General features: G+C 30.5%; 19 protein-coding genes, 1 tRNA gene and 1 pseudogene. 15 read left to right on the top strand and 6 right to left on the bottom strand.

Annotated features, from left to right (window positions below):
• Positions 1–3 precede the first annotated feature (3 nt).
• Both fliD and O1U_RS01725 read right to left on the bottom strand, forming a co-directional pair.
• Positions 4–1,395: a flagellar filament capping protein FliD gene (fliD, locus tag O1U_RS01730; protein ID WP_016503694.1), complete on the bottom strand. Its 1,392-nt coding sequence runs from the start codon at positions 1,393–1,395 to the stop codon at positions 4–6.
• A 21-nt stretch (positions 1,396–1,416) separates the two neighbouring features.
• Complete coding sequence (locus O1U_RS01725) at positions 1,417–1,815, bottom strand: flagellar protein FlaG (RefSeq protein ID WP_016503693.1); 399 nt, start codon at positions 1,813–1,815, stop codon at positions 1,417–1,419.
• Between the two features lie 442 nt (positions 1,816–2,257).
• On the opposite strand from O1U_RS01725, the gene ssb reads away from it, so the two are divergent.
• The 11 genes and pseudogenes from ssb to O1U_RS01680 all read left to right on the top strand — a co-directional run bounded on the left by ssb (position 2,258) and on the right by O1U_RS01680 (position 12,016).
• Entirely contained in the window at positions 2,258–2,782 is a 525-nt protein-coding gene (gene ssb, locus O1U_RS01720; RefSeq protein ID WP_420887240.1) for a single-stranded DNA-binding protein, read from the top strand.
• Between the two features lie 302 nt (positions 2,783–3,084).
• On the top strand, positions 3,085–3,195 hold the full coding sequence (locus O1U_RS05005; protein ID WP_420887239.1) for a hypothetical protein: 111 nt from the start codon (positions 3,085–3,087) through the stop codon (positions 3,193–3,195).
• 391 nt (positions 3,196–3,586) lie between these two features.
• On the top strand, positions 3,587–4,927 hold the full coding sequence (locus O1U_RS01715) for a Na(+)-translocating NADH-quinone reductase subunit A (protein WP_016503691.1): 1,341 nt from the start codon (positions 3,587–3,589) through the stop codon (positions 4,925–4,927).
• Positions 4,928–4,931: 4 nt separating this feature from the next.
• A complete protein-coding gene (locus O1U_RS01710; RefSeq protein WP_016503690.1) occupies positions 4,932–6,173 on the top strand; it encodes an NADH:ubiquinone reductase (Na(+)-transporting) subunit B in 1,242 nt (413 codons plus the stop codon).
• A pseudogene (locus tag O1U_RS01705) lies at positions 6,163–6,938 on the top strand (Na(+)-translocating NADH-quinone reductase subunit C). Before O1U_RS01710 ends, O1U_RS01705 begins: the two are co-directional and overlap by 11 nt.
• The gene (locus O1U_RS01700; protein ID WP_016503688.1) at positions 6,935–7,573 is read left to right on the top strand and encodes an NADH:ubiquinone reductase (Na(+)-transporting) subunit D; all 639 of its coding nucleotides are present in this window, start codon (positions 6,935–6,937) and stop codon (positions 7,571–7,573) included. The pseudogene O1U_RS01705 and the gene O1U_RS01700 overlap by 4 nt, the downstream one beginning before the upstream one ends.
• A 7-nt stretch (positions 7,574–7,580) precedes the next feature.
• Positions 7,581–8,177 (top strand): NADH:ubiquinone reductase (Na(+)-transporting) subunit E, encoded by a 597-nt coding sequence (nqrE, locus tag O1U_RS01695; protein ID WP_016503687.1) that lies wholly within the window; start codon positions 7,581–7,583, stop codon positions 8,175–8,177.
• A 45-nt stretch (positions 8,178–8,222) separates the two neighbouring features.
• Positions 8,223–9,449 carry an NADH:ubiquinone reductase (Na(+)-transporting) subunit F gene (gene nqrF, locus O1U_RS01690; protein WP_016503686.1) on the top strand — a complete coding sequence of 409 codons (1,227 nt, stop codon included), beginning with the start codon at positions 8,223–8,225 and terminating at the stop codon, positions 9,447–9,449.
• Positions 9,450–9,517: 68 nt separating this feature from the next.
• Positions 9,518–10,567: an FAD:protein FMN transferase gene (locus O1U_RS01685; RefSeq protein WP_016503685.1), complete on the top strand. Its 1,050-nt coding sequence runs from the start codon at positions 9,518–9,520 to the stop codon at positions 10,565–10,567.
• Between the two features lie 96 nt (positions 10,568–10,663).
• Positions 10,664–10,771 carry a hypothetical protein gene (locus O1U_RS05000; RefSeq protein WP_141631649.1) on the top strand — a complete coding sequence of 36 codons (108 nt, stop codon included), beginning with the start codon at positions 10,664–10,666 and terminating at the stop codon, positions 10,769–10,771.
• A gap of 177 nt (positions 10,772–10,948) precedes the next feature.
• Complete coding sequence (locus O1U_RS01680; RefSeq protein ID WP_016503684.1) at positions 10,949–12,016, top strand: AI-2E family transporter; 1,068 nt, start codon at positions 10,949–10,951, stop codon at positions 12,014–12,016.
• Positions 12,017–12,045: 29 nt separating this feature from the next.
• On the opposite strand, the gene O1U_RS01675 is transcribed toward O1U_RS01680, so the two are convergent.
• Both O1U_RS01675 and dapA read right to left on the bottom strand, forming a co-directional pair.
• Positions 12,046–13,050 carry a D-alanine--D-alanine ligase gene (locus O1U_RS01675; protein ID WP_016503683.1) on the bottom strand — a complete coding sequence of 335 codons (1,005 nt, stop codon included), beginning with the start codon at positions 13,048–13,050 and terminating at the stop codon, positions 12,046–12,048.
• Positions 13,051–13,163: 113 nt separating this feature from the next.
• Positions 13,164–14,057 (bottom strand): 4-hydroxy-tetrahydrodipicolinate synthase, encoded by an 894-nt coding sequence (gene dapA / locus O1U_RS01670; RefSeq protein WP_034411254.1) that lies wholly within the window; start codon positions 14,055–14,057, stop codon positions 13,164–13,166.
• Positions 14,058–14,353: 296 nt separating this feature from the next.
• On the opposite strand from dapA, the gene bcp reads away from it, so the two are divergent.
• The 4 genes from bcp (at position 14,354) to galE (ending at position 18,572) form a co-directional block, all read left to right on the top strand.
• Positions 14,354–14,824 (top strand): thioredoxin-dependent thiol peroxidase, encoded by a 471-nt coding sequence (gene bcp / locus O1U_RS01665; RefSeq protein ID WP_016503681.1) that lies wholly within the window; start codon positions 14,354–14,356, stop codon positions 14,822–14,824.
• A 98-nt stretch (positions 14,825–14,922) separates the two neighbouring features.
• Entirely contained in the window at positions 14,923–16,083 is a 1,161-nt protein-coding gene (locus O1U_RS01660; RefSeq protein WP_016503680.1) for a phosphoglycerate kinase, read from the top strand.
• Positions 16,084–16,289: 206 nt separating this feature from the next.
• Positions 16,290–17,366, top strand: coding sequence for a class II fructose-bisphosphate aldolase (fbaA, locus tag O1U_RS01655; protein WP_016503679.1), 1,077 nt, complete (start codon positions 16,290–16,292; stop codon positions 17,364–17,366).
• A 192-nt stretch (positions 17,367–17,558) separates the two neighbouring features.
• Positions 17,559–18,572: a UDP-glucose 4-epimerase GalE gene (gene galE / locus O1U_RS01650; protein ID WP_016503678.1), complete on the top strand. Its 1,014-nt coding sequence runs from the start codon at positions 17,559–17,561 to the stop codon at positions 18,570–18,572.
• A 119-nt stretch (positions 18,573–18,691) separates the two neighbouring features.
• Here galE and O1U_RS01645 read toward each other — a convergent pair whose 3' ends face one another.
• Both O1U_RS01645 and O1U_RS01640 read right to left on the bottom strand, forming a co-directional pair.
• Positions 18,692–19,183: a hypothetical protein gene (locus O1U_RS01645; protein WP_141631647.1), complete on the bottom strand. Its 492-nt coding sequence runs from the start codon at positions 19,181–19,183 to the stop codon at positions 18,692–18,694.
• A gap of 12 nt (positions 19,184–19,195) precedes the next feature.
• Positions 19,196–19,271: transfer RNA gene (locus O1U_RS01640), tRNA-Ile, on the bottom strand.
• Between the last annotated feature and the right edge of the window lie 133 nt (positions 19,272–19,404).

Here is a 19,404-nt window from a genome sequence, read left to right as displayed (position 1 = left end):
TACTTACCGACTCATCATATTTATCATTCCTGATAATTGATACTCCATTTTATTAGTTGCATTTTGCATCAATGTAAATTTGGCGCGGGTACGTTTTTCTAATGCCTTCATACGATGATCTAATGTTAACTGCTCATCCAATAGACGATGATTTTTTTTCATTAGACTTTTTTCACGTACACGAATTGCTCCAGTTATTTTCATCATATTTTCAATAGTATTTTCTGTGCGTCTTAAAAAACCTTGGTTACCATTAAAAAAGTTAGAAAGTTTATTAAAATTAGTTTTAAGTTGTTTATTGAGTATATCATAATTAATTTCAAGTGTTCCTTGACGTGTGGTAGTAATACCTAATTCAGTTAAGGATTGTATCTCCTTATCATCCGATTCTATTTTTGATGAGAAAAGTGATTTAAAATTAGAATTTATGTTTCTAATTACATTATCTGAAGCTAATACTCCGGATTTTCCAGTCTTTGGGTTAAATTCTTCAAATGCCTTTAATTTTTTATATAATTGATTATAGGATTCAACAAGTTCTTCTATACTTTTCAAGACTTTTTTTTCATTATGTGTTACCTCTACTTCTGTTTCTGGTTCATTCTCTTTCGTTGTACTCTTCAAAATGAATTTTACTCCGAAAATAGAATTTTCGATGATATTCTCAGGATTGGAAATAGTAGTTATACCATCAATAGTTGCTTTTGAATTTCTTGCTTGTTGGACCTGAATCATACTTAAATTTGTACCTTCTTTTAGTTTGGTCGAGGTTCCTTTTTGTACATGATTATGATAATTCAGTTTATTTAGTGAATTGCGAAAGTGTGTATTCACTTTTATGGTGATAACATTTTCCTCTCCGGATATATTTGAAGCTATGAGAAGTCGTTGTCCTTTGATTTCATTAATAATTGATGATTGAATACCAGGATTATTATCTGATTTATTGATTTGTTCCATAATATCTGTCAACTTAGAATTTGGTCTTACTTTAATTGAAAATTGTTTTTGATTCAGCTGAATTTGTACTATTCCTGGTCCAAATTTTTCTTTTTTAGATACTAGGTTAGATATTATTTTATGTTTTTGGGCAAGCTGTAATACATTGATAGAATACTTAGCTTCTACAGCATCATTTGTTAGTATAGCTAAAACATTTTTGTCAGAAGTATTAATATTTCTTGCAGAAAAGGCTTTTTTTTGACGAAAGGATTCTACTAGATCTTTCATTTGATGCAATAGTTCTAGTATTTGTGCATAAGCACTAATACTAGAACTAATATTAGATAGTTCACGGTCAATATATTGTTGCTTTGGTAGTCGTTCTGCTTCAACAATTCTATTGATAATAAAATCAATATCGCCAGTATTGATTTTTATAGATCCTGCATTCATTAAAAAATCCTCCAAGATTAATTAAACTTTATCTATCAATAGTCCTGATGAGTAATGAGTTGCTTGGTTTTTTAAGTTTCGTATTATCTCTAGCATTTCTTCTCCAGGTATTTGACGAATAACATTGCCGGTGCTAGCTTCGTAAACGGTAACTACGTTTCTTTTGGATGTTTCATCAATACGAAAAGATAAAAAAGTACCTATAAAGGAAATGAATTCATTCATTTGTTCTAGCATTTTGCTATATTCTTCTGTTGGAATCTTGGCTATATTTTGAACTACTTTAGAACTTTCTTCATTAGTGATCCTCTCTGAATTTTCATACAAACCAATGTTGTTATGTGAGTTGTATGAAAATTCAATGCCGGTTTTTTCTATGTAAGGTGATTTTATCGATGTATGATAGGACAAAGTTTCCATAACAATTTCCTTACTTCATAGTTGCTAGGTTTTATTGACCTAGTAAGCTTTTAGTTTCCTAAACTATGATCAAAAATAATTGAAAAACAAGAATTTTCTTTAATTTTTAGAATAATTTACAGCATTTAGTATAGTATAATATAAATTATATATTACATTCTTTATTAACTACGAATAAAATCTGCTCAATAACAGATTAATTTTATATTCGTTGATAAAAGTTATAGTTTGTTTATTCCATCTAACTTTAACAGATACTTTAATATTTTCAATTTATTACTCAATGTCAACAGAAAAATGATTTTTTCTGTTGTAGCGTATTGTTTTTAGAATTGTTCTTTATTGAGTCATTTTTTGATTTTATACATAATATGTTTTCATCATTTACTGGAAAGCATAATATATATTGTGACGGTACTTAAAAATTCTTTGGGTACTAAGCATGTGCTATTCTGATTTTAATTGCATTCAAATAGAATATAGGTACTTGAACGGAGATGATAAAATGGCAAGTCGTGGTGTAAATAAGGTTATTTTAATTGGTCATTTAGGTAAGGATCCAGAAACTCGTTACATGCCAAATGGTGCTGCTGTTGTGAGCATTGCAATCGCAACATCCGAATTTTGGCGTGATAAGACAACTGGTGAGCAGCGCGAAAAAACTGAGTGGCATAGAGTGGCATTATTTGGGAAGTTAGCTGAAGTTGGAGGTGAATATTTACGAAAAGGTTCTCAGGTTTATATAGAAGGTCAACTGAAAACCCGTAAGTGGCAAGATCAAAATGGCCAGGATCGTTATACAACAGAAGTTGTTGTTCAAGGTTTTAATGGTGTAATGCAATTCTTAGGAAGTCGTACTCATACGCAATCAACAGATAAAAAACCCTCAGATTCTCAGCAATCTTTTCATTCTAAATCTCAGGATGATGAAGAATCAGTTGATTTTGATGATGATATCCCATTTTAAACTGGTTTATTTTTTGAGGAATTTAGGTTCGGTAAATAGTCAACTAATTAATATAATTTATCATTCTAGAGTAAATTTTATTGTTTAAGGAAGAAAAGTTTTCACTAACTGCTAGTTAAGATTTTTTTATTTATGTGTATTTTTTATCTCTAACTTTAAATAAATTGCGAAAGAACTAGGTAGATAAAATTACTCTTTCTATATTATGGAATAAGAAAAGCTTTTATGATAAAAATATCAATTGAAAAAAATTAAAACAACATCTTCCACCAGTTGTATTGCAAGTACTCAATGAAAGTGAAATGCATGGAATTTCTGAGAAATTTGAAACTCATTTTAAAATAATAATAGTGAGTCAGCATTTTTTGGGGAAGCGTTTAAGGAAATTTATGAGCTGTTATGTGATGAATTAGCAAACCATATTCATGCAATATCAATTCAGGTTTATACATTAGAAGAATGGGAATTATGTCAAGGAGTTAGTTCTAGCAGTCCAATGTTCATGGAAAAGGCTAATTTTTATGCAAAGTAAAAAAATAAGGTTATGCCTATGTTATAAACTTTTGAAACCAAAATTCTAGTTGTTGGGTTTAATATCAGGTTTATGTTAAACTTATTCGCTCTCTAGGCCTTGCTCTTATCCTAAAGATAGAATGGTTGTTTTTAAATATATAGAATGGTTGTTTTTAAATATTACGTAAACTATTTTAAATAGCTCTGAAGTAAGGTCTGCATTTATCCATGAAAAGGTTATCAACATTAAAGAATCTTTTTCTTATGGATTAAGGTGAGTAATAAGTATTTATGATTACAATAAAAAAAGGTTTAGATCTTCCTATTTCCGGCAATCCATTACAAGTGATTGATAATGCAAAATGCATCAATAAAGTTGCTTTACTTGGTGAAGAATATATTGGTATGCGTCCTATTATGCATGTTTGTGTTGGAGAAAGGGTAAAAAAAGCTCAAATATTATTTGAAGATAAAAAGAATCCAGGTGTTAAGTTTACTGCACCAGCGAGTGGTAAGGTTATTGAAATTAACCGAGGTGAAAAACGTGTCTTACAGTCTGTAGTAATTAAAGTTCAAGGAAACGAACAGTTTTTTTTTAAAAAATTTAACTCTTCTGAATTAGTTAATTTAGATAGAAACATTATTAAATCTCAATTAGTTGAGTCTGGTCTTTGGACTGCTTTTCGAGCACGTCCATTTAGTAGAATTCCAGAAATTAATTCGTCAACTAAGGCAATTTTTGTTACTGCTATGGATACGAATCCTTTATCAGCAAGGCCTGAATTAATTATTAATGAGCAAAAAGATGCTTTTATTTCAGGTTTAGATATCCTATCTGCATTAACAGAAGGTACGGTTTATGTATGTAAATCTTCTGCTAGTCTTCCTCGATCAAATCAATCTAATGTTCAAGAGCATATCTTTAATGGACCTCATCCATCCGGTCTTGCGGGTACTCATATGCATTTTTTATATCCAGTTAATTTAAAAAATGTAGCTTGGTCTATCAATTACCAAGATGTTATTGCAGTTGGGAAATTATTCTTAACAGGGATATTGTATACTAATCGGGTGATTTCGCTCTCAGGTCCAGGAGTGAATAATCCTCGTCTTATTCGAGCTAGTTTAGGTGTGAATTTAAACGAAATAACTCGTAACGAATTAGTATCTGATGATGTTCGTATAATTTCTGGTTCAGTGTTAACTGGTACACAAGCTTATGGTCCTCATGCTTATTTAGGTCGCTATCATATGCAGGTTTCTGTTCTATGTGAAGATCGAAAGAAAGAATTATTTGGTTGGGCTTCATTTGGTAAAAATAAGTTTTCTATTACTCGTTCTTTTTTAAGTTCGTTTTTTAAAAAACGTTTATTCAGGATGACGACCACTACCAATGGAAGTCATCGTGCTATGGTTCCTATTGGTAACTATGAAAAAGTGATGCCATTAGATATAGAACCAACATTATTGCTTCGTGATTTATGTGTATGTGATACTGATAGTGCTCAACGCCTTGGTATATTAGAGTTAGATGAGGAAGATTTAGCATTATGTACTTTCGTATGTCCTAGCAAATATGAGTATGGTTATTTACTTCGTAAATGTTTAGATATAATTGTCAAGGAAGGATAACACTATGCTTAAAAAAATCCTTGAGGATATTGAACATCATTTTCAATCAAATGGTCAATATCGGAAGTGGTTTGCACTTTATGAAGCCATAGCTACATTTTTTTATACTCCAGGTTTAGTTACAAAAAAAAGTTCTCATGTTCGTGATGCTATTGATCTAAAACGTATTATGATTATAGTTTGGATTTCAGTATTACCCGCATTATTTTGGGGAATATATAATGTAGGTGAACAAGCTATTTCTGCTTTACATCATATTTATTCAGAAACTGAACTTGTAGATATTATTGCTAATAATTGGCGCTATTCTTTAACTGAAATGCTAACTGGAACATTGTCTTATGATGCTAGTTGGTTTGATAAAATGTTACTTGGTGCAACTTATTTTTTCCCAATTTACTTAACAGTGTTTATTGTTGGTGGTTTTTGGGAATTATTATTTTGCATAGTGCGTAAGCATGAAGTTAATGAAGGTTTTTTTGTTACTTCAATTTTATTTGCACTTATTCTTCCTCCAACCATATCTTTATACCAGGCTACTTTAGGTATTACTTTTGGTGTTGTTATTGCTAAAGAAATTTTTGGTGGAACCGGACGTAACTTTTTAAATCCAGCATTAGCAGGTCGTGCTTTTTTATTTTTTGCATATCCAGCTCAAATTTCAGGTGATAAAGTATGGGTTGCCGCTGACGGATTCTCTAGTGCAACTGTGCTTAGTCAATGGGCAAAAACAGGTGAAAATACTTTAGTAAATGTAATTACAAATCATTCTATTACTTGGATGGATGCTTTTCTTGGTAAGATATCGGGTTCCATTGGTGAAGTATCAACTTTAGCTCTAATTATAGGTGCAGGTATAATTGTTTTTTCTGGCATTGCTTCATGGAGAATAATTATTGGTGTGATGATTGGTATGATTTTATTATCAACATTATTTAATGTTATTGGTTCAGATACTAATCCGATGTTTAGTATGCCTTGGTATTGGCATTTAGTTTTGGGTGGTTTTGCATTTGGTATGTTTTTCATGGCAACAGATCCTGTATCTGCTTCATTTACTAACAAAGGGAAATGGGCATATGGTTTTTTAATTGGTTCTATGTGTGTAGTAATTCGTGTTATTAATCCAGCTTATCCTGAAGGTATAATGTTAGCTATTTTATTTGCAAATCTATTTTCACCGCTATTTGATCATATTGTGATTGAAAATAATATTAAAAGAAGGTTAGCACGATATGGTAAGTGATAATCAAGGTATAAAAAAAATCTTTTTGTTATTTTTTTATTAAGTTTTGTATGTTCAATTATTGTATCGTCAATTTCTGTTGGATTGCGTGATAAACAAAAAGCAAATGCATTATTAGACCAGCAAAGCAAGATTATTGAGCTTGCTGGTCTTGATGTTTCAGATAAAAAAATTTCCGAAGTTTTTTCTCAGTATATTGAGCCCCGTTTAATTGACTTCGATTCTGGAAGTTTTGTTGATGGTGATGCAATGGTTTATGATCAACGAAAAGCAGCAAAAAACAATTCACAATCTATTAAGCTTACATCTAAACAAGATGTGGCTAAGATTTTTCGTCGAGCTAATATTGGTGTTGTGTATTTAGTTAAGAATTTTGATAAAGTATCTAAAATTATTATTCCTGTTCATGGTAGCGGTTTATGGTCAATGATGTATGCGTTTATTGCGGTAAATATGGATGGAAATACTATTTCTGGTATTACTTATTATGAACAAAAAGAAACTCCAGGTCTTGGTGGTGAAGTAGAAAACCCAATATGGTCTTCTCAATTTATAGGTAAAAAGTTATTTAATGAAAATAATGAACCTGCAATAAGACTTATTCATAGTAGCAATGAAAAATATGATTCTAATCATAGTGTTGATGGTCTTTCAGGGGCAACATTAACTAGTAATGGAGTGCAGAATACATTTGACTTTTGGCTAGGTAACATGGGTTTTGGTCCTTTTTTATCAAAGGTTCGTCAAGGAGCTATTAATCGATGATTTATTCTAAAGAAAATATAAAAAAGAAAGCATTAATAAACCCTATATTAGATGAGAATCCTATCGCACTACAAATCCTTGGAGTATGTTCTGCTCTTGCAGTAACTACTAAACTAGAAACAGCATTGGTGATGACATTAGCAGTCATCTGTGTCACAGCATTCTCTAGTTTATTTATTTCAATTATTCGTAATTATATTCCTAGCAGTATACGTATTATTATTCAAATGGTTATAATCGCATCTTTAGTGATTGTTGTTGACCAGATAATTAAAGCATATTTGTATAATATTTCTAAGCAGTTATCAGTTTTTGTTGGTTTAATAATTACCAATTGTATTGTCATGGGTCGTGCTGAGGCTTTCGCTATGAAATACGATCCAATAGCTTCCTTTCTTGATGGTATTGGCAATGGTTTAGGATATGGTTTCATCCTTATTACTATTAGTTTTTTTCGAGAGTTATTGGGTTCAGGCAAAATTTTTGGTTTTGAATTGTTTCCTTTAGTAAATAATAATGGTTGGTATCAACCAAATGGTTTAATGTTATTAGCACCTTCTGCATTTTTTTTAATTGGTTTTTTAATTTGGATTATTCGAACATTTAGGACGGAACAAATAGAAGGAAATAGGTAATCTAATTATGGAATACTATATTGGCTTATTAGTTAAATCAATTTTTATTGAAAATATGGCTCTTTCTTTTTTCTTAGGCATGTGTACATTTCTTGCTATATCTAAAAAAGTTAAAACAGCTTTTAGTTTAGGTATTACCGTTGTTACGGTATTGACGATTGCTTTACCATTAAACAATTTAATTTATACTTTTATTTTAAAAGAAAATTCATTAATGCAAGGAGTTGATCTTAGTTTTCTTAATTTTATTGTATTCATTGGTGTTATAGCTGCACTTGTACAAATTCTTGAAATGGTAGTAGAACGTTTTTTTCCGTCTTTGTATAACGCTTTAGGTATTTTTTTACCTTTGATTACAGTAAATTGTGCAATTTTTGGTGGTGTATCATTCATGGTAACACGCGATTATAATTTTTTAGAGTCAATCGTTTACGGATTTGGTTCTGGTTTAGGTTGGATGTTGGCTATTTTATCACTTTCAGGTATTCGTGAAAAAATGAAGTATTCTAATGTACCTGATGGTTTACGGGGGTTAGGTATTACATTTATTACAGTAGGTTTGATGTCATTAGGTTTTATGTCTTTTTCAGGTATTCAATTATAAGGTTGAAAAATGATGCAGCATAAGCATAATATTGAGGAATAATACATGGATATTATTCTTGGTGTTTTTGTACTGACTTTTACCGTATCAATATTGGTTTTAGCAATTCTTTTTGCTAGATCTAAGTTAATAATATCAGGTGAAGTCACAATTGCTGTTAATGGTAATTTAAGTAGGAGTTTTGTCACTACTCCAGGTAAAAAACTACTTGCTGCTATGGCTGATAAAGGTATATTTATTTCTTCTGCATGTGGTGGCAGTGGTACTTGCGGTCAATGTCGAATAAAAGTAAAAAGTGGAGGAGGTGCTATTTTACCAACTGAACTTAATCATATTACTAAAAAGAGAGCAAATCATGGAGAACGCCTTGCTTGTCAAGTATCTGTAAAATCAAATATGGATATTGAGCTTCCTGAAGAGATTTTTGGCACTAAAAAGTGGGAATGTACTGTTATTTCCAACGATAATAAAGCGACTTTTATTAAAGAACTTGTGTTAAAAATTCCTGAAGGTGAGAAGATAGAATTTCAGGCAGGTGGCTATATTCAAATTGAATCAGAGCCTCATCATGTTAAATATAGTGATTTTGATATTCCTGAAATATATCGTAGTGATTGGGAAAAACTTGGTTTATTTCGTTATGAATCTATTTTTAATAAAAAAATTGTTCGCGCTTATTCAATGGCTTCATATCCAGAAGAAAAAAACTTGATAAAACTCAATGTACGTATTGCTATTCCACCTTCTTTTCAAGATCTTTCTATTCCGCCAGGTATTATGTCTTCGTACATTTGGTCATTAAAAGTTGGGGATAAGTGTATGATATCTGGTCCATTTGGTCATTTTTTTGCTAAAGACACTGATAATGAAATGATATTCATTGGTGGAGGTGCAGGAATGGCTCCGATGCGTTCACATATTTTCGATCAATTACTAAGACTTAAATCTAAACGTAAAATCACTTATTGGTACGGTGCTCGTTCGAAACGTGAAATGTTTTACATCGAAGAATTTGATGATTTACAAGATAAAAATGATAATTTTTCTTGGCATGTAGCTTTATCTAATCCTCTTCCAGAAGATAATTGGGATGGCTATACAGGTTTTATCCATGAAGTAATTTATGAAAATTACTTAAAATATCATGAAACCCCTGAAGATTGTGAGTATTATATGTGTGGTCCACCAATGATGAATAATGCAGTTATTCGTATGTTACAAGACCTTGGTGTTGAAGATGAGAATATTTTGCTAGATGATTTTGGGGGATAAGTAATAAGCTAGGTTCATTAGTAATTTTAAAGATTGTGTACTTATAAATGGTTTAGGTTATACTTTGTATGTTATTTTCTGTGTTTAATAGAGTTATTTTTTTAAGATCCTGTTTGTTTTTAGCATTGGGATTTTGTTTCTTTGTTTTATTTGCTTCTAAAAAGGAAACAGTTAAACAAAATCATTTAACTGGCTTAACTATGGGAACAATCTACAATATAAAATATCTTGAAATAAAAGGTATTCCAACTTCAGAAAAATTAAGTTTGGAGATCAATACTATTCTTGAGAAAGTTAATAATCAGATGTCAACTTATCGTCAAGACTCTGAATTAACTCAGTTTAATCAGTATCAAGGAACTGCACCATTCCCAGTATCTCATGAAATTACAATTGTAGTAAAAGAGGCCATTCGTTTGAGTAATTTAACGTTAGGGGCATTAGATATAACTGTTGGTCCATTAGTAAATTTATGGGGATTTGGGCCAGAAAATCGCTTAAAGAAGGTACCTACAGATATTGAATTAGCTAAGTATAAAAAAAACATTGGTATTCATAATTTGAGTGTAACTGATTCTACTCTTAGAAAAAAAATACCTAATTTATACATCGATTTATCCACAATCGCTAAGGGTTGGGCTGTCGATTTACTTGCTAATTATATGCAATCTGTTGGAATTGAGAATTACATAGTAGAAGTTGGTGGTGAAATGCATCTGAAAGGGGTAAATCAACAAGGTCAACCTTGGCGAATTGCTATTGAAAAGCCGATTCCAGATCAGCGAATTATTCAAACCATTATTGAACCGGGTAATACAGCTGTTTCAACATCAGGAGATTATCGCAATTATTTTAAGCATAATGGTGTTTATTATTCTCATATTATCAATCCAGAAACAGGACAACCTATTGAAAATAATATTGCATCTGTTACTGTCTTTGATAAGTCATCAATGACTGCCGATGGTTTGTCTACTGCTTTAATGGTCCTAGGAAAAGATAAGGGAATGGAGCTAGCAAATCAGTACAAAATTCCAGTATATATGATTATTAAAACAAAAAATGGTTTTATGGAACTAGCTTCTAATGCATATAAGTCATCTATTATGAATATTTAGAGATATGTTTTATATGAGTACATTTATCTTTGCTTTTTTTTCTTTCTTAATTGTAATGTTTTCAATGTCTATAGGTTATATTTTTAAAAAAAGGCAATCAAAAGTAGTTGCAGTCAGTTAGCTTCTATAAGTTTAAATGGTATATGTAGTTGTAATAAACCATGTGATGATAATAAAAATTCTTTAGGATTAGATAATGTTTAGTAATTTTTATCTTGATGTGTGTCTTTATATAAAGAATATTATTGATAGATTAAGTATTTATGAAATGTATAATTTAATTATACTTAGAGTAAGTAAGTATTGTTTATTTAAGCAAAGAATTATAAATGGAATACACTATGAGATGGTATTTTATGACTTATTTTAAAAGTATTAGAAATGATTAGTCGTTGGTGTAAACGGTTTTCTTCCGATCCCCATGCAGTTAGCCTAGCAGCTATTTTATTATTTGGTTTTATTACGATTTATTTTTTCGGAAGTTTAATTGCTCCTTTTCTAGTAGCCATAGTCATTGCTTATTTGCTCGAATGGTTGGTTAATAAACTCATCAGATTAGGTATTTGTCGTATTATATCTGTTATTTTAGTGACTCTAAGTTTTTCAAGTTTAATGTTTCTAGCAGTATTTGTTTTGATACCTACTATTTGGGAACAAGTTATAAATTTGATTAATGATATACCCAACATGTATTTAGGATTACAAAATTTTATTTCTTCTATACCAAAATATTATCCAGAATTAGAAAGTTTACATATTATGGAACTTTTAGTAATCAATATTAAAAATCAAGTTATTGGTTTTAGTGAAAATGTCTTAAAAAAATCACTTGCATCTTTAGTGAGTATCGTAACATTAGCAGTTTATTTTATTTTGGTACCGATTCTGGTGTTTTTTTTATTAAAAGATAAGAAAGAGATGATTGATATAGCTAGTTATTTACTACCAAAAAATAGAAAACTAGCTAATCAAGTTTGGTATGAAATGAATAAACAAATTTCTAACTATATTCGCGGTAAAGTTCTAGAAATTCTTATTGTTGGTGTTGTTAGTTATGTTACTTTGATAATATTAAATGTTCGCTATTCTGTTTTATTGTCTGTTACAATTGGACTTTCAGTATTGATTCCTTACATCGGTGCAGCTGTAGCGACTATTCCAGTAGCAATTGTTGGGCTTTTTCAGTGGGGATTAACTTCTCAATTTTACTGGTTAATGTTTGCGTATGCTGTAATTCAAGTATTAGATGGGAATGTTTTAGTTCCAATTTTGTTTTCTGAGGCAGTGAACTTGCATCCAGTAGCAATTATTATTGCTATTCTCATATTTGGAGGTTGTTATGGTTTTTGGGGAGTGTTTTTTGCAATTCCGCTAGCAACTTTAGTAAAAGCAGTTTGGAATGTATTGCCAAATTATGAATATGAAGAACAATCTTTTTTACAGGATTAATAGTAAAAAATATGTTTTTAATCTTACAATCAGTTTTTTACAATGGAAGAGAAAATGCAATTAGCTAGGAATTGAGAAAAACGATGTCCGTTGTTCTCGAGCATTTTAGGAAACATTGAGGTAGATGTCATTCCAGGGAAAGTATTGACTTCATTTAAGTAGATCTTGTTATCTTTTGTTAAAAAGAAATCTAGACGTGATAAGTGTTTTAGTTTCATTTGAATAAAAATTTTTCGAGCGTTATTAGATATAATTTTTTTCTGTTTTATTGTTAAATTTGATGCTTCAATCTTGGTAATAGACTTGCTGTCTTGATTGTATTTTTCTTTGTATGAATAAAAATTATTATCTGGTGTAAGAATTTCTCCTGGTTTTGAAATATAAAGTTTTCCATTAAATTCATAGGCTGATACTTCCAATTCTCTTGATTGTAGTGCTTTTTCAATTAATACTTGGTCTGAATAAGTGAATGCTAAGTTGATAAATTTCCCTATTTCTTTAATATTAGTCACCTTATAACATCCAATAGAAGATCCCTGCTTAGCAGCTTTTACAAAAACTTTACCCCAACGTTTAAATGCTATTTCTCCTTGTTTAATAGATATTTTGCTATTTTTGCAAAGGAATATATATGGAGTATTGGGAATACCCAATGCATTATACCAAAGTTTAGATGTTATTTTATTAAAACTATTAATGCTAGCTTCTGGTCCGCAACCTAAATAAGGAATTTTAGCTAGTTCAAGCATAGACTGAATATCACCTGTTTCACCAGGATAGCCATGTATACATGGGATAATAAAGTCTATTTTAATTGGATCAAGTTTGTTGCTATATAATTCAGCTTTATTAAAATCCAAGTATACCCTATCTTCATTATCATCATACCAGTTATTTGATTGAATTCTTATACGAATCACAAAGAATGAAGGTGTTAGTTTCAGTTGAGTTTGTAGATAATTGGCAGACATACGAGATACTGCATGTTCTGATTGATTTCCACCGTAAAGTAGAAGGACAGTTATTTTGCTCATTAGGAGTTTATTCCAGTGTATGCTGTGTGTTTGTAAAAGAGATTTGTAAAATTTTATATATAAAAATATCTTACTTTAAAATTTAATAAAGGCTTATTCTAATTTGTTAGTAGTTAAACATTTTTAATGTCATAAATACATGCTTTTTTCATTGCGTTAGATACAATAGGGCGGGCCTTTTTAGATAATTGTGTTAGTGGTGATCGCAGTTTACTTGTAGAAATTAAACCTATTTTATAGGCTGCCCATTTTACAGCAATTGGGTTTGACTCTATAAATAAACTGTGATTCAGTGGCATTAGACGTTTATTTATAGTATTAGCTTGTTCAAATTGGCCTTTTTTTGCTAAGTCACACATTTTAGCCATATCTTTAGCTGCAACATTGCTAGTAACAGAAATAACACCTTGTCCACCTCGTTGAATAAATTGCAAAGCTGAACTATCATCGCCACTTAGTAAAATAAAATTTTTCCCGCAAAGTTTATGATGTATTTCAATTCTATCTAGATCACCTGTTGCGTCTTTAAGGGCAACTATATTCTTAATTTTAGCAAGACGAGCAACAGTTTTTGGTAAAAGATCAACTCCAGTTCGAATAGGAACATTATATAATATCTGTGGTATATCTGTTGCTTCAGCAATTATTTTATAGTGCTGATATAATCCCTCTTGAGTTGGTCTATTATAGTAAGGTGTTACGCTTAGACATGCAGCAATGTTTGTATTATTTAGCAGTTGATTCAAGGCGATTGATTTATGAGTTGAATTTGTTCCAGTTCCAGCAATAATAGGAATACGGTCATCAGCAAATTCAATAGCTTTATTGATAATTTTAATCTGTTCTTCTAAAGTTAATGTTACAGATTCTCCAGTTGTACCCGTAACCACTATAGCATCAGTTCCAGATTTCACATGATAATCTATTAGTATTTTCAAGCTAATAAAATCTATCCCACCGTTTGGATCGAGTGGTGTAATTAATGCCACTATGCTTCCTGAAAACATAATTTATACCATGTTAGTAAGAATTAAATTCTTTTAGTTTAGCTTAATAAAAACAAGTATTTTAAAATTAATTTAAATAATTATTATCAAATTGATCTTTATCAAAAATCATAGATTCATTATAGTTCAAGCTGATTTTATTAAATGTCAAAGTGATTATTAAATTTAAGGTTTTTTATAGTTTATAAAATATAGTTAGACTAATTAAGGCTTAATAAGTTTGCAAACTAAAACCTGACTTTTATTCTAAATGTTTTAATGTCTTAAAACAATACTTAAATGATATGGGGATATGGATGAATACATTAATAGCAAGTATGTTAGCTCCAAAGTTTTCTTTGTTAAACCAATATGGAAAAGTAGTGACTCTATCTAATTTTCTAGGAAAAAAAGTCTTGTGTTATTTTTACCCTAAAGCTATGACTTCTGGTTGTACATTACAAGCACAAGGTATGCGTGATAGTAAATCAGAGTTAGATAGATATAATGTAGTAATCTTAGGTATTAGTACTGATTCTGTAAAACGTTTACGGAAGTTCTTCGATTGCCAAAATCTAAATTTTACTTTACTTTCTGATGAAAATCATATTGTTTCAGAACAATTTGGTGTTTGGGGTCAGAAAAAATTTATGGGTAAAAGTTATTATGGATTACACAGATTTAGTTTTTTACTTAATGAAGTAGGAATAATTGAATATGTATTTAGTAAATTTAAGACTAAAGAACACCATACGATAGTATTAAATTATTTAAAACAAAAAAGATAATTGGAAAAACTAGTTTTTTTTCGAAAAGATTAGTAATCACGTGCATTTTATTAAAATTATAGTTAGAGTTAATTTTATTAGAAATTTGAGGGTAAACTATGTCTATACGTAAAATAACGGACCTGGAATTAGCAGGTAAACGTGTTTTAATCCGATCTGACTTAAATGTTCCAATTAAAGATGGCCAAGTAGTTTCTGATGTGAGAATTCTTGCATCTTTGCCTACTATTGAGCATTGTCTTCATGCTGGTGCTAAAGTAATGGTTACTTCTCATTTAGGGCGTCCGACTGAAGGTGAGTATGATGAACTATTTTCATTATCTCCTGTTGTTGCTTGCTTAAGTAGAATATTTAATAGAAAAGTGAGTTTAGTTAAGGATTATATAAATGGTTTATATTTAAATTCAGGTGAATTGGTTGTTCTTGAAAATGTTCGTTTTAATAGCGGTGAACAATCTAATGAAAAGCAATTATCTAAAAAGTATGCCGCGTTATGTGATATCTTCGTAATGGATGCATTCGGTGCTGCTCATCGCGCTCAAGCATCAACTTATGGTGTAGGCATAGAAGCTCCTATTTCTTGTGCTGGGCTTTTATTATCAGCTGAATTAGATGCATTAAGTAAAGCAATGGCTTCTCCTGAACGTCCACTTGTTGCTATTGTAGGTGGTTCTAAAGTGTCTAGTAAACTTAGTATTCTTGAAAAATTATCTCAAATAGCAGATTATTTAATTGTTGGAGGAGGGATCGCAAATACTTTTATTTCAGCTTCTGGTTACAATATAGGTAAATCATTATATGAAGTAGATTTGGTTAAAACAGCTAAAAAAATAATGAGAAATTCTTCTATACCAATAGCGACTGATGTAGCCTGTGCAAAAGTATTTGATGAAAATGCTAAAGCGGAGATTAAAAGTCTTATTGATGTTCAAGATGATGATATGATTTTTGATTTAGGACCTAATTCAATATCTAATCTTATTGAAATTATTAGTAAAGCAAAAACTATTCTTTGGAATGGTCCTGTAGGGGTCTTTGAATTTAAGAATTTTTCATCTGGTACAATCGCTGTTTCTAAAGCAATTGCTAAATCTTCAGCTTTTTCTTTAGCAGGTGGGGGTGATACTATAGCAGCTATTGATAAGTTTGGAATTAAATCTGATATTTCATATATTTCAACTGGCGGTGGTGCGTTTCTTGAATTTGTTGAAGGTAAATCTTTACCGGTTTTAGATATGCTTCAGGAGCGTGCTTTATGAGTAATTAAATTAAATTATTATTTAATAAGGTTTTATTATAATTTAACCAGTATTATATGTTTTCTTCCAATTTAAAAATTAAGTGTGTATTATTTTTTCTTGACTTAACTATGAGTTATTTGAATCTAAATACTTTCTTATTTTAAATTGATTTGGCATAGTTATCAATTTTAAAAAAATAGCAGATGTGTAAATAGGATTAGTCTATGTCTAAAATTTTCGATTTTATAAAACCTGGTGTAATTTTTGGTGATGATGTAGAGACAATATTTAAAATTGCAAAAGAAAATCAGTTTGCTCTTCCTGCTGTAAATGTAATTGGAACAGATTCTGTTAATGCTGTACTTGAAGCTGCTGCCAAAGTACGCTCCCCCGTTATTATTCAATTTTCTAGTAGCGGTGCTGCTTTTTTTATTGGGAAAGGAATCAAACTCCAAAATCACGAAGCTCAGATTCTTGGTGCTATAGCCGGAGCTAAGTATATCCATTCTGCTGCTGAAGTATACGGTATTCCAGTTATATTGCATACTGATCATGCTACTAAAACGCTTCTACCTTGGATTGATGGGTTACTAGATGCTGGCGAATGTTTTTTTAAACAAATGAATAAGCCTTTGTTTTCTTCTCATATGTTAGATCTTTCCCAAGAGTCTCTGAAGGAAAATATTGCAGTTTGTTCTAAATACTTAAAACGTATGGCTAAAATTGGCATGTCAATTGAAATTGAACTTGGTTGTACTGGTGGAGAAGAAGATGGTATTGATAATACTAATATTAATAAACTTGAACTTTATACTTCTCCAGAAGATGTAGCCTATGCATATGAAAAATTAAGCTGTATTAGTTCACGTTTTACTATTGCTGCTTCTTTCGGTAATGTTCATGGTGTTTATAAATTAGGTAATGTTGTTTTAACTCCATCTATTCTTAAAGACTCTCAAATTTATTGTGCAAAAAAATTTGGTCTCTCCCCTAATTTTTTAAATTTTGTATTCCATGGCGGTTCAGGTTCTACTAAAGATGATATCCAAGAATCTATTAGTTATGGTGTTGTAAAAATGAACATTGATACTGATACACAATGGGCAACTTGGAACGGTATTCGAATGTATGAATTAAAATATCGTAAGTATTTACAAAATCAAATAGGTAGTTCAACTTGTTCATTTTCTCCAAATAAAAAATATTACGATCCTCGTGTTTGGTTACGTGCTGGACAAATTTCTATGGTTTCTCGTCTTGAACAGGCTTTTTCTGATTTAAATGCGATCAATGTGCTATGAAGCTTCTATCTTTAAATTTGTCTGTAAGTTCTTTTATTTAATTAACTATAAAATATAGTACTCAATAGAGCTTGATTTTATTTAGACAAGATTTCCTTTTTTATTATCCAGTTTCTAAGATATAGATTATTAAAACTGGAGAGAAACTATGCTATATTAATTTAATATGAATGGAAAATGAGGTTGTAATTATTGAAAGTATTAATAACTGGTGGTATGGGATATATAGGAAGTCATATTTGTATCCAAATGATTGAGGAGGGTTTTCAACCTATTATAATAGATAATCTATTTAGTTCTAAAATTGAAGTATTAAGTAGAATAAAAAAGTTAACTGGGAAACAACCAGATTTTTATCAAGGTGATATTCGCAATGAAAGTTTTGTAGATGCAATATTTCGAAATAATGATATTCAATCTGTCTTTCACTGTTCAGGGTTTAAAAGTATTACTGAATCAATAATTAAACCATTAGAGTATTATGATAATAATGTTAATGGTTCTTTAGTGCTTTTGCGTTCGATGCGAAGAGCTGGTGTTAAAAACATAATTTTTAGTTCATCAGCAGTGATATATGGTAATTCGAATTTAATTCCTATTACTGAAGAAGCTTCAACAGACGGAACAAATAATCCCTATGGTTTCAGCAAATATATGATTGAACGTTGTTTTAGCGATTTGTTGCTAGCAGAATCTGATTGGAGTATTACTTTATTGCGTTATTTTAATCCAGCAGGTGCACATCCATCAGGGATAATAGGTGAAGATCCAAAAGGTATTCCAAATAATTTAATGCCTTTAATTATCCAGGTTGCTACAGGTTATCGAAAATTTCTTTCTGTATTTGGTGATGATTATCCTACAAAGGATGGTACAGGAGTTCGCGATTATATCCATATAATGGATTTAGCAGATGGTCATATTGTAGCGTTAAAAAACTTTAATAAGAAACCAGGGTTACATATATATAATCTAGGTACTGGTAAAGGGTTTAGTGTGCTTGAGATTATTAAATTATTTAGCCAGACATGTTCACTATCAGTTCCTTATCAGATTTGTCCGCCTCGTTTAGGAGATGTTGCTGAGTCTTGGGCTAGTACGGAAAAAATTAAAAAAGATCTTGGTTGGGAAGCAACACGAAGCATGGAAGAAATAATCATAACTGCTTGGAAATGGCAACTAAAAATGAAAAAGAGCAATTATTGATATCAAGTTTGGTACGAAAGCATTCTATTTTTAATTACTAATTATATGTTTATTAAAAATATGCAGGTATACAGGTCTATATCTGTACCAATGGTATGTTAAAAATAAAACAAAACAAATTAGCTAAAATAGGCTGGGTATTTATTATGAATATATCTTTGTTCATTAAGTATATCTCTGAAGTTTACTCCTTTAGTTAGTCGAAGGATTAGCTCTTGCTTGTCTATACGTATAATTAATCCTTCAATATAATTTTGATTATCTTTGTAATTAAGCTTGAGAAGCCCATTCATTCTTAAACCACGATAAAATAATTTATAGCCATCAGTAGTTACAGTTACGGCTATCCGGATGCCTTTTTCGGACAACTCATTAGCATAATAATACTTACCTTTAATTCGAAAAGCAGGTCTTGCCTTTCTCGGATATTTTAATCGATAATATTGACGTTTTTGTGTCAAAGGTATTATGCCCATAAACCATTTTCCTTCTAAGAAGCTTCTATCAAATTTAGATGATACTAAATTTCTAGGTATTCTTGAAGAAGAATAGATGAAAAGGATAAGGATGATGTAATCTTTTCCATCAAGAATAGGTGCTACCAATGACAAAGTGAAAGTAGTTGGTGGCCCGTAACAGATTTGAACTGTTGACCAATCGATTATGAGTCGACTGCTCTAACCACTGAGCTAAGGGGCCATGATTATCTTTTTATATCAAGCATACTAAGAACATATAAAATAAGAACATATAAAAAGAGATGATTACTTATTTAGACTTTTATTTTAATTCTGTCCTCAGTTACAAAATTTAGATTTCAGATATGGATAAA

Origin of the sequence: Candidatus Photodesmus katoptron Akat1, assembly GCF_000478685.1 — a bacterium.
GTDB lineage: Bacteria > Pseudomonadota > Gammaproteobacteria > Enterobacterales > Vibrionaceae > Vibrio > Vibrio anomalopis.
Note: the sequence above shows the minus strand (reverse complement) of the source record. Positions and strands in the feature narration are given on the sequence as shown.